The sequence below is a fragment of the Sinomicrobium endophyticum genome (assembly GCF_052983315.1).
This window is the reverse complement of record NZ_JBRKIS010000016.1, coordinates 64050-76102: the sequence shown is the minus strand read 5'-3', so window position 1 is coordinate 76102 and position 12053 is coordinate 64050. Positions and strand designations below refer to the sequence as shown.

Sequence of the window (12053 nt, the reverse complement as noted above, 5' to 3'; positions counted from 1 at the left end):
CAAATAGCGGTCGGGAGGGGCAAGGCAATTAACAGTTTCTAAAAACTACTTCGATATTTTACAGAATTACACCGGGTGTTTTATACTAAGAGAGAGTTTTATGGCAAATTACCACCTGAAGAGTGGATACGTTATTAAGAAAAGTCATTTCAGAGATAAATACTTACTTATAATTATTTGTTTATCAGGTTTTTAATGGCGTATGTGTTTTTTGAAAATTGTTAATAACTTTACATCCTTTTTGTCATATAAAAAAGCAGAAGAGGGGTTTTTGTATGAATTCGTCGTTAAACTTTTTTCGCTTCAATTAAGGAAGGTTAAATGAATTCATAGAAAAGTATGGAAAGAATTATTTTTTGCCGGTAATCGTAATGGCGGCGAGCAGATCCTTATAACTCATGGATTTCAGATCTTCATCCGTGTAAAAAGGACTTAGTTTGTCATCGTTAAAGCTATAGAGTTCCCAGTGCTTCTTGTGATATTCCAGGGAAGTGAGGTTTTCCACCCAGTCACCGGAGTTGAGATAAAGACAGGTACCGTGCTTGTTTACTTTCCGGATCATTTTTGGTTGATGGATGTGGCCGCATATCACATATTTATATCCGTTTTGTATAGCCAGGTCGGCAGCTACCTTTTCGAAGTCATTAATGTATTTTATGGCTTTTTTTACACTGTTTTTTATTTTTTTGGAGAGGGAGTACTTCTCTTTTCCCATTTTCACCAATCCCCAGTTTATAAACCTGTTGAACAATATGAGAAAGTCATATCCCCAACCCCCGAGTTTGGCGATCCATTTGGTATGCTGTATGGAAGCGTCAAAAACGTCGCCGTGAAAGATCCAGGCTTTTTTTCCGTCCAGTTTCAGGATTAATTTGTCTACGATGGCAATGTTTCCCATGGTAACATCGCTGAATTTGCGAAGCATTTCGTCGTGGTTTCCGGTAATGTAAAATACCTGTGTTCCTTTGGTTGAGAGATCTATGATCTTTTTGATGACCTGCAGGTGTTTTTTGGGAAAGTAGCGTTTCCGGAATTGCCAGATGTCTATGATATCTCCGTTGAGGATAAGTTTTTCCGGGTTTATGCTATTCAGGTAAGAGAGCAATTCACCGGCATGGCAGCCATAAGTGCCGAGGTGAACATCCGATATGACAACAATCTCTACTTTGCGCTTTTTCAAGTCGGAAAAATTTTCTGTAAAGAAAAAAAATATCTGTTAGTTAAAGATTACCTGGCAATTAATTATATATGAGCATATTGTTAAGATATTGTGATCCCGCTGGCTTCGGGACATTCCGGGCACAGCCCGGAACACTCAGCCACCTCGTTTTGGTCAAACATGAAACCTGCAACTTGTAACCCGGTAGCTTCGGTATAACAGCCTGCGGCTGTCACTCAGCCACCTCATTTTGGCTAAATCTGCAACTTGTAACCGTAATTCCTATCTAGTAACCCCAAATTCCATATTAATTTTGAATAATTAATTATTAACATTTACATTTGTTCAAAATCAATTTAGATGGCAGGAAATTCCTTTGGAACGATATTCAAACTTACCACATTCGGAGAATCACACGGACAGGCTTTAGGGGGAATTATAGATGGATGTCCGGCTGGACTGGAGCTTCATTTAGATCAAATACAACATGAACTGAACCGGCGAAAACCGGGTCAGTCCGCTATTGTAACGCAGCGAAAAGAACCGGATGAATTCCGTATACTTTCCGGTGTTTTTGAAGGAAAAACAACAGGTGTACCTATTGGTTTTGTTATTGAGAACACCAACCAGAAGTCACACGACTATTCCCATATCAAAGACAGTTACCGTCCCAGTCATGCCGATTATGTTTACGACCAGAAGTATGGCCTGCGCGATTATCGCGGGGGTGGCAGAAGTTCGGCACGGGAAACGGCATGCCGCGTTGTGGGAGGAGCTATAGCCAAACAATTGTTGAAGGATATTCGTATTGAAGCCTACGTGTCTTCCGTAGGGGATATTTTCCTGGAAAAACCTTACCAGGACCTCGATTTTTCAAAGATAGAAAGCAATCCTGTGCGTTGTCCCGATCCGGAAATCGCTGCGAGGATGGAAGATTACATAAAAGAGATACGAAAACAGGGAGATACTGTGGGAGGTACGGTAACCTGTGTTATCCGTAATATCCCCATAGGCCTTGGAGAACCCGTATTTGACAAACTGCATGCCGATCTCGGAAAAGCCATGCTGTCCATAAATGCGGTAAAAGGTTTTGAATACGGCAGTGGCTTTTGCGGAGCGAAGATGAAAGGAAGCGAGCACAACGACCTGTACAATCCGGACGGTACCACCAAAACAAACCTTTCCGGAGGAATACAAGGGGGAATCAGTAACGGAATGGATATTTACTTCCGCGTTGCCTTTAAACCCGTAGCAACCATTATGCAAAAGCAGGAAACGATAGACCGGGATGGCAATATTATGGAAATGCAGGGAAAGGGGCGGCACGATCCGTGTGTGGTCCCCAGGGCGGTGCCTATTGTGGAGGCCATGGCAGCCCTGGTGCTGGCAGATCATTACCTGTTGAGCAGGAATTCCAAAATATAGCCTGGAATAAGGTATTTCCGGTTCGTCATATTTTGAGAATGACGGGCACTATTGCATTAATTTTAAAAAACTTATGAAGAAAAAAATTGCATTACACTGGCAGATCGTCATAGGAATGGTGTTGGGGGTTGTATTCGGTCTTATTATGGCGAATGTCGGAAAACCGGACCAGGAAATAAAAGATAAGGCAGCTACTTATCACACGGAATTAACAGAATCCCTTTCCAGGCAGGAAGTATTAAAAGAAGAACTGAAGGATCTCAATGCCCGTTTTAGGGAGGGAGATACCGGGGGAATGACTTACCTTGTAGAGAAAGAAAACATAGAACAGGAAATAAGCGCCCTGGAAGAAAAAATAGACACAGATCAAAAAGCACTGCTCGAATTACCGACGGAGCCCACCGGAAAAACGTTTATAGAAAATTGGATATACCCCTTCGGAGAACTGTTCATAAACCTGCTGAAACTCATTGCAATCCCCCTTATTATTGCATCACTTATCAAAGGCGTTGCGGATTTGCAGGACATATCAAAACTATCCAGTATTGGTATCCGCACGATGATTCTGTATATAATTACTACTATTATTGCCATTACCATAGGACTGGGAGTAGCCAATATAATAAAACCGGGATCCGGTATTTCCCAGGAAACCATAGACCGGCTAACCAGTAATCCCGGTAATGCGGATGTGGTAAACCAGAGAATAAGTGATAGCCAGACCAAGACCAAAAACTTCGTAGAATTTTTAGTGGATATTGTTCCGGATAACATTTTCGGGGCTATGGGAGATAATAACCAGATGCTGCAGGTCATATTTTTTACGATTATGCTGGGTGTTTGCATGTTGTTGATAGGAGACAAAAAGGCAAAACCGCTTAAAGACTTTTTCGACAGCCTTAACGATGTTATTTTAAAGATGGTAGATCTCATCATTAAAATTGCTCCGATAGCGGTATTTGCCCTGCTGGCCAATGTAGTTGCGGGGACTAATGATGTGGAGGTGCTGTTAGCTTTATTAAAATATTCGCTTACGGTGATCGGTGCCCTGGCCTTGATGGTAGTTGTTTACATGCTGATCGTAGGTCTTTATATCAAAAAGAATCCGTTGTGGTTCCTGAAACAAATAGCTCCCGTTCAGTTACTGGCTTTTTCTACAAGTTCCAGCGCGGCAACACTCCCTGTTAATATGGAAAGGGTAAGAGATCATGTAGGGGTCGATGAAGAAGTAAGTAGTTTTGTGCTGCCTATCGGTGCAACCATAAATATGGACGGCACAAGTCTTTACCAGGCGGTCGCTACCATATTTATTTGCGAAGCACTTCATTTTGATATCACTTTTGCAGATCAATTGACAATTGTATTTACCGCTTTATTGGCGTCTATAGGTACTGCCGGGGTTCCGGGAGTGGGCGTGGTAATGCTTATCATCGTATTACAATCCATTAATTTTCCGCCGGAAAAACTTCCTTTGGGTATCGCGCTTATTTTATCCGTAGACCGGATACTGGATATGTGCAGAACCGTTATCAATGTAACGGGGGATGCCACAGTGGCTACCGCCGTAGCCAAATCGGTAGGGAAACTGGGAGAACCCAAGCACGTGGATTAGTTGTATACCGGAAAATCCGTATTCTTTTCTAAAGAAAGGTGAAGGCGGTAAGGGCAGGAGGTCGAAGAAAATCCTGCGAATTAAATTTTGTCAGGAGTTAAGAAAGTTTGCTATGCAGGAATATGATGTTTTAATAGTAGGGGGCGGGCCCATAGGTATAGCCTGTGCCCTGGAAGCAAAGAAAAGCGGGCTTAGTTATGTAGTGCTCGAAAAAGGTTGTATAGCCAATTCCCTGTATAATTACCCGCTGAATATGACTTTTTTCTCCACATCGGAGAAACTGGAAATTGACGAAATTCCTTTTATCAGTATAAAAAGCAAGCCCCAGAGAGCCGAAGCGCTGGAATATTACAGGCGTATCGTAACTTCAAACGATCTGGATCTGCGTTTGTTTGAAAAAGTAGAAAATATCGAAAAGGACAACGGCCTGTTTTCTGTTGTATCCTCCAAAGCGGTTTACACGGCAAAACAGGTGATCATTGCAACCGGCTTTTACGATATTCCCAATACCATGGGGGTGCCCGGAGAAGACCTGCCGAAAGTGTCACATTATTACAAAGATCCACATTACTATGCCGGTCAGAAGGTTATCGTAGTAGGGGCAAGTAACTCTTCCGTAGATGCGGCACTGGAAATATACCGCAAGGGCGGTGAGGTGACCATGATAGTCCGGGGAGAAGAAATAGGAAAAAGGGTTAAATACTGGGTTCGGCCGGATATAGTGAATCGTATTGCCGAAGGTTCTGTCAAAGCTTATTTTCAAAGTAATATAGAAGAGATCAGGGAAGAAGAAGTGGTGATCGATACCCCGGAAGGAAAAAAGGTTTTACCCAATGATTTTGTACTGGCACTTACCGGGTACATGCCAAACTTTGCTTTTCTCGAAAAAATAGGAGTCGATTTATCTGATGACGGAAAGTTTTACCCTTCTTATAACACCGAGACGATGGAAACCAATATAAACGGATTATACCTGGCCGGGGTTATCTGCGGGGGTATGGATACCCATCTCTGGTTTATTGAGAACTCCAGGATACATGCAAAGCTTATTATACAGGATATTTTGAAAAAGGCCTGACAAAGACGGGAAAGACACTTACGGGATCAGAGTAATGGAACTGACCCTTGCAATACTGTCACAGTTTTTTACAAATACTTCTACTTTACCTGTTTTTAATAATCCTTCGACGGTATACGTTTTACAGGAATCGAGATGGGTATCGCTTTTGGCGAAAATAACATCTCCGTCGGTAAACACGGAAGTTTTTATGTCGGTGGTGTCTATGGTGTATTCTTTCAGGTTCTTTTGAGCTTCATCTTCATAAACGATAGTTTTGTTCCGGATGTCTTTCAGTACTCTGCAATTGGGAGAATAGCAGAACTCCGCACCTTTTTCCCGAAAAATATAAGCTACAATAACAACACCTATGGCCAGCCCAATAAAGTAGTAGCCGAATCTTCTCAATATCTCCATAAAAACGGGTAATTAATTTCCGGAAGCAAATGATTTTCGGTTTTTAAAAAATCAGGAGGTTAATATCGCTATGCGACAGGTTGAACCATTCGGCTACCGTTTTGTTCGTTAAAATTCCGTGGTAAAAATACAACCCGTTTCGCAAACCGCGGTCAAACCGGAGAGAATTTTCCAGTCCGCCTTCATCCCCGATTTTAAGAAGATAAGGCGTGAATATGTTGCTTATGGAAACGGAGGCGGTACGCGAGTACCTGGCCGGGATATTAGGCACGCAATAATGAACAACACCGTATTTTTCAAAGGTAGGTTTGTCGTGGGTGGTGACTTCGCTGGTTTCGAAACAACCTCCCATATCAATACTTACATCAATAATTACTGCACCGTTTTTCATGTTCTCCACCATAGTTTCGGTTACGACAACCGGTGCACGGTTATTTCCCCTTACGGCACCGATGACCACATCACAACGTCTCAGCGCTTTAAAGAGGTTTTTGGGTTGCAGGGTAGACGTGTACATGGGCTGGCCCAGGCTGGTTTGTATACGGCGGAGCCGTGTGATGGAATTATCGAATATTTTAACACTGGCTCCGAGCCCGAGTGCGGACCTGGCCGCAAACTCGCCTACTGTCCCTGCGCCGAGGATAACTACATCTACGGGAGGAACCCCGCTGATATTACCAAACATGAGGCCATTGCCGTTATTGGCATTGGTCATCAGTTCGGCGGCAATCAGTACGGAAGCTGTTCCGGCGATTTCGCTCAGGGAGCGTACAGCGGGATAATTACCGTCTTCATCGCGGATATACTCAAATGCTATAGCCGTGATCCTTTTCCTGGCCAGTTCCTCGAAATACTTTTTGCTCTGGGTCTTTATTTGCAGGGCAGAGATAAGTATGGTCTGCGGATTGATGAGCTTGAGTTCATCCAGGGATGGCGGTTCTACTTTAAGGATAATGGGGCAGGAGAATATTTTTTTGACATCGTTGGTTACTTCGGCCCCGGCTTCACTGTATTCCCTGTCCGTAAAATTGGCGCCCTCCCCGGCATTGGATTCTATGATAACCCGGTGACCGTGTGCGGTGAGCGCGTTTACAGCGTCCGGGGTGAGACACACGCGTTTTTCCTGATATGCTATTTCCTTGGGAATACCTATAAACAGTTCTCCTTTTTGTTTCAGGACCTCCAGCATCTCTTCCTGCGGCAACAACTGCTGTCTGGTAAATGGCGACGAAGCTACATTCATAATCTTAACACTACAAATACCTGTAAAGCTATAAAATTATTTGGAGAAATCGTCTTCTTCCACCTCATACTTTTTCAATTCTTCATCCAGTTTCTTCATGTCAATGCCGTGAACGATCTTGTCGAAGAGTTTTAGGCGGAGGAGATAGACGATTGGGATAATGATGAGCATTATTGGAATGAGCCAGTATATTTCCATCTCATCTATATATTTGATATTTGCATTTATATTACTAAAAAGCTGGAAAGTGTACATGGCGATGGGGATAAGAATAATGTGATACCACCAATGTCTACAAGTTAAAAACCAGAGAAAAAGCAAGTAAAGAGGGACAAACTTATTTACGAAATTCCAGGCTGCTACATAAAGTGTGCTGAAGTAAGTACTTCTAAAGGTGAATAATGATGTTTCCCATACATCTGTTTCCGGAAAACTTTCGTATAAATAAAATATATATGGGGATATGGCTATTAAAGAGGCCACTATACTTCCGAGCACTAAGGAACGCCTCATTCTTTTTTTCTCCTTTTTTGTTTTCATACAGAAATGGTTGTATAGACTATGATAGAACAAACGTACAATATACAAAGAAAAGAATAAAATGGGAAGAAGTAATTTATGCTTTTGAGATAATAATTCTTGGTATTATCAGGAAATAAAAAATGATTTAATGCACAACGCGCTTAAAAAATTAAACGCGTTGGTTTATAGCGTGTTGCGTAGTCGTCACTCTACTGAAAATGTTGGTCGTTATATATAACCATTAGGGCCTATTTCCCCTGCTTTTTCTTTGTCGATAGCTACGGCATAACCATTGGGACCTATTTCTCCTGCTTTTTCTTTGTCGATAGCCATTGAATAACCATGGGAATCTATTTTACCGACTTTGTTTTTTTCAAAGGTTAATACATTATTAATCTTTTTTTGATTGTTATTGTATAAGAAAAGGAAAACGGCGGTTGAAAAGGATATGAAAGAAATAATGAGGAATAATTTTACTGATTTCATGATAGTTTGCTTTTTGGTTATTTAGTTATAGCAAACCTACCAAAAAATAAAATCTTGTCAATTAATACTTTCGTCGTAACTTTATTACTTTTTATCGAAAAAAAATGGATTTTGAATATTTTTTTTCGTATGAAAAAAGAACTGTACAATATTACATAAAAATTCTTAATAAGATACGGTATTTTTAGTCAAAGTTATTTCTTACAATGTCTGTGAGATGCATTTTCACGAAATTTAGAGACCTTCCACCTCACGTGGTGGTTATGTTCTTATGGCTACGCCTGAATACGTATTTTGTCTGATTAGAATTTGTGATGGCGAAGCCACAAGTCGGGCGAAAAGTCACCTTTTTTGGGGATAGTCCGATTTGAACAAATTCTTTACTTAAGCTTTCATTATATCTATTTTCTGTTTTTCATAACTCTGAAGGACATAATTCTTCCGATATGGAAAGTGGTTCCTCTTTTGTATTTCATTTTTATGCGTTAGATTTCATTAGATTCGATAAAGTGTTTGTTTTTTACGATAAAAAGAATATTTTTGATTGATGAAATAAATTTTATTTTTATAAGGTCTATGGTAAAATGGATTTTTTTACTCACTAATTTTATTTGTTTTTCTACCGTTCTTTTCGCACAGGATTATTATATAGAAGGTAAAATCGTAGATGAAAAGCAAAGCCCACTATCTTATGTAAATGTACTGTTGTTGAAAGAGGAAGATTCTATAGTTGTTCGGGGGACATCCTCCAGTGATAATGGAGATTTTTATATAGGAAATGTAGAAGGAGGAAGTTATATTATAAAAGCATCATATATCGGATATAATACCTATAGAAAATCGATTAAAGTAAATAAGAACCATGAAATAGAAACCATATTTTTAGTGAAGTCAACGGAAAAACTTGCGGAAGTAACAGTAATGGGAAATATCCCTTTCGTTGAAAGGAAAAGTGACCGGCTTGTTTTCAATGTAGAAAATACCTCTTTATCCCAACAGAATTCCTTTGAAATCCTAAAAAATACCCCAGGGGTTCTTGCGATCAATAACCAGATAAAAATAAGAAATACTCCTGCCACTATATATGTTAACGATAAACGTGTTTATCTCAATGGCGATGAATTGCAAAATCTTTTGGAAAATTATCCAGGAACCAATATTAGATCAGTTGAAGTAATTACCAATCCTTCCTCAAAATATGAAGGAGAGGATGGAGCGGTGTTAAATATCATTACATCTAAAAATATTTCTCTAGGTTATAAAGGAAGCGTAAATGTCCATTGGACGGAAGCTATTTTTCCAAAATACAATTTCGGTACAGATCATTACTATAAAAATAATTTTTTAAACCTTTTTGCCAGTTATAGTTATGGCCTGAGAAAGGAATATAAGCATGATAAGAGTTATTTTAATTTTTTTGAAAATAATATTCTGGATGATCAATGGAGTGTTAATTTTCAAAGAATTACAAGATCCTATGCCCACAGCCTGCATTCCATTCTGGACTTTACACTTAATGAAAAAAATTCCCTCAGCATATCTGCCGATATTCTGTATTCACCGGGGAAAATTTTTAGTAACAAGGCGATTACGGATATTTTTGATACCGACCGAGATTTGGTATCTTACTTTCTTACTAACAGTGAGCTGGAAAACGATCGGTCTAACCTGGCTTTTTCTTTAGACTATAATCTTGTTTTAAATGATAAGGGAGCGAAAATGAATACTGCAAGTAATTATATTTATTATGACGATTGGCAGTTTCAATCCCTTTTTACAGATTATTTCAACAACAATGATGAATTAACAAATGCTAATAGTTTCGATTTCCGGGCTGCTCAAAGAAATAATATTTTTACGCAACAATTGGATTTTTCCATTCCCATGAGTTCATTTCATATTGAAACTGGTCTTAAATATTCTACCATAAGCAGTAAAAGCAAAGCCTTATTTGAGGGGGAAGATGTCCCCGAAGATACCGAGAATGATAATTTTAATTATAAAGAAGATATTTATGCAGCATATGGGAGTATGTCCACAGAATGGGAAAAGTGGGCATTGACTTTGGGGCTTCGGAGCGAATATACAGGTGTAGAAGCCAATTCTTTAATTCTTGAAGAGATTAATACACAAAAATATTTTGAGTTGTTTCCTAGTGTAAATTTACAGTATACTTTCACTAATGATAATCAGTTGGAATTAAGCTATAAAAGAAGTTTAAACCGACCGAGATACGGTCGGTTAAACCCTTATAGATATTATTTATATGAAAGACAGTTTTCAGCAGGAAACCCTACGTTGACCAGATCAATAGGAAATAAAATAGCCGTAGATTATATATATAAGAAAAAATATACCCTTTCTCTTTACTATCAACATACCAATGGTTTAATAGAAAGGCTGACTTTTCAAGATAACGAAAACCGAAACATTTACGCTTCCTATTTTAATATAGATAAAGAGTTTCAATATAGTTTAGACTTTATGTATTACGGGTATATCCGGGATTGGTGGTATTTATATGTGTATATGTCTGGATTTTATATGGAAAATACTTTGCAGGCTTTGGAAAGCAACAATGTCATGCATACCAGTAATACGTTAGGATATTTCGGAAGGGCGTATAATCAGTTTGTGCTATCGCAAGATAGGACCTTTACAGCCGACTTGACCTTATATTATTTATCAAATTTTTTATATGGTTCTATAAAGACTGCCCCCCGTTTTTATACCGATATAGGATTTACGAAATCCTTTTGGAATAAGCGACTGGTAGCGACATTAAACTTTACAGATATTTTCAATACCATGAATATATGGCAAAGATCAAGATATCTCAATCAGGATAACGGGTATATCGATATGCCGGAGAGACGCACTGTTTCCATAGGTCTCCGGTACAACTTCGGCAATTACCGCCTAAAAGACAACAAAAGAAACACTACCCCCGACGAACAGGAAAGGTTAGGAGAGTAGTGTCTTATACCTTGTTTAAAGATTTAGCTTTTTGCGTATATCTTTGGATAATCCGTCTTTGTGCAGCATGACAGATATGGCTTTTAGGCGCATGTAGGGAACGCTCATGTTAATATAGCCGCCGCTCTTTCCCACACGGATTTTATCCGTTCCCCAGGAGTTTTTTACCTTGTAATATACATGGCCTTCCTGGTCTTTTACCTTACCTACGATGTGCATCAGGTGGTCGTCGGTGGTATGGTAGTTCTCGAATTCCTGTTGCCGGTATTCCGGGGAGATACTTTTTTCCTGTTTTACATCTTTCAGTATGGCTTTGGTGTCCGTTTCGCTTTCCGGGATAACTGCTACGCCGTCTTTTTGTGAGAAGGTGGGTTCGCTAACATCGCAGTCCAGCGCAAGGGTATACCCGTTTTCGAGAGCGTGGTCTATAACTGTTATGAACTCATCCAGCGGAAGGTTATAGTAACTCCCGTTAGAAAAGTTATCCGGGATGTTGAGTATGAAATCCGAATAAAATGGTTTGTGGGTAAAAGAAGTGACAGACACGTAATTCTCCGGTTGTATTTTGGTCATCTTCAGGAAAGATTCCGGAGTATATTTTTTGTTTTCATAGGTGAATTCTTCCACTCTTTTCCCCAGGTATACATCCAGAACACTTTCAATAGCCTTCTTCCAGTTGGGAGAGAGGGTTTTAGCAGGATTTTCCACGTATACGTTTAACATGCCTTCCAGAACAGAGAGCATTTCGATATGATTGTGTTTTTCCTGTCCCTCTTCTAATCCTGTATAAACACTTTGCGGTACGATACCGTATTCCGCTACACTGTTTATGACATCGTGTGAAAGTCCGCCCTGGCTGAACTGTGTTTTTCCCTGTCGCATGACATAGTTCCACGCTTTTTCGGGGTAAGTGTTCCGCACGTTATACATTTCGGAAATATCGATCTGCTTTCCGGTTATCCGCAGGATCTCCGATTCCAGGAAGGAGGAAGTGGAAAAACTCCAGCACGTCCCCGTAATGCCCTGGCTTATGACCGGGGTGGTTTCCAGGTCCGTAACTGTATCAAAAGTATACTGTTGTGCAAAGGAAAGGGCCGAGAAGCATAAAACGCCCAGCGATACAAGAATCTTTTTCATTATATGGTATTGGGTTAAA

10 protein-coding genes are annotated in these 12053 nt (G+C 39.9%); 4 read left to right on the top strand and 6 right to left on the bottom strand.

The window, feature by feature from the left end:
* Nucleotides 1–349: 349 nt before the first annotated feature.
* Complete coding sequence (locus ACVBDU_RS04570; protein ID WP_447178589.1) at nt 350–1180, bottom strand: UDP-2,3-diacylglucosamine diphosphatase; 831 nt, start codon at nt 1178–1180, stop codon at nt 350–352.
* A 339-nt stretch (nt 1181–1519) separates the two neighbouring features.
* Here ACVBDU_RS04570 and aroC point away from each other — a divergent pair, with 339 nt between their 5' ends.
* The 3 genes from aroC to ACVBDU_RS04555 all read left to right on the top strand — a co-directional run bounded on the left by aroC (nt 1520) and on the right by ACVBDU_RS04555 (nt 5274).
* Complete coding sequence (gene aroC / locus ACVBDU_RS04565) at nt 1520–2584, top strand: chorismate synthase (RefSeq protein WP_447178588.1); 1065 nt, start codon at nt 1520–1522, stop codon at nt 2582–2584.
* A 73-nt stretch (nt 2585–2657) separates the two neighbouring features.
* Complete coding sequence (locus ACVBDU_RS04560) at nt 2658–4196, top strand: dicarboxylate/amino acid:cation symporter (protein ID WP_447178587.1); 1539 nt, start codon at nt 2658–2660, stop codon at nt 4194–4196.
* Between the two features lie 112 nt (nt 4197–4308).
* Nucleotides 4309–5274, top strand: a complete 966-nt coding sequence (locus tag ACVBDU_RS04555) for a YpdA family putative bacillithiol disulfide reductase (protein ID WP_447178586.1) — start codon at nt 4309–4311, stop codon at nt 5272–5274.
* Nucleotides 5275–5292: 18 nt separating this feature from the next.
* On the opposite strand, the gene ACVBDU_RS04550 is transcribed toward ACVBDU_RS04555, so the two are convergent.
* The 4 genes from ACVBDU_RS04550 to ACVBDU_RS04535 form a co-directional block, all read right to left on the bottom strand.
* Nucleotides 5293–5670, bottom strand: coding sequence for a DUF4258 domain-containing protein (locus ACVBDU_RS04550; protein WP_447178585.1), 378 nt, complete (start codon nt 5668–5670; stop codon nt 5293–5295).
* Nucleotides 5671–5713: 43 nt separating this feature from the next.
* Nucleotides 5714–6913, bottom strand: coding sequence for an alanine dehydrogenase (locus tag ACVBDU_RS04545; protein ID WP_447178584.1), 1200 nt, complete (start codon nt 6911–6913; stop codon nt 5714–5716).
* Nucleotides 6914–6949: 36 nt separating this feature from the next.
* A complete protein-coding gene (locus ACVBDU_RS04540) occupies nt 6950–7426 on the bottom strand; it encodes a hypothetical protein (protein ID WP_447178583.1) in 477 nt (158 codons plus the stop codon).
* A gap of 237 nt (nt 7427–7663) precedes the next feature.
* A complete protein-coding gene (locus ACVBDU_RS04535) occupies nt 7664–7921 on the bottom strand; it encodes a hypothetical protein (protein WP_447178582.1) in 258 nt (85 codons plus the stop codon).
* A gap of 540 nt (nt 7922–8461) precedes the next feature.
* Between ACVBDU_RS04535 and ACVBDU_RS04530 the strand changes: the two genes are divergently transcribed.
* A complete protein-coding gene (locus tag ACVBDU_RS04530; RefSeq protein ID WP_447178581.1) occupies nt 8462–10897 on the top strand; it encodes an outer membrane beta-barrel protein in 2436 nt (811 codons plus the stop codon).
* A gap of 15 nt (nt 10898–10912) precedes the next feature.
* On the opposite strand, the gene ACVBDU_RS04525 is transcribed toward ACVBDU_RS04530, so the two are convergent.
* The gene (locus ACVBDU_RS04525) at nt 10913–12034 is read right to left on the bottom strand and encodes a C1 family peptidase (protein ID WP_447178580.1); all 1122 of its coding nucleotides are present in this window, start codon (nt 12032–12034) and stop codon (nt 10913–10915) included.
* Nucleotides 12035–12053: the final 19 nt, after the last annotated feature.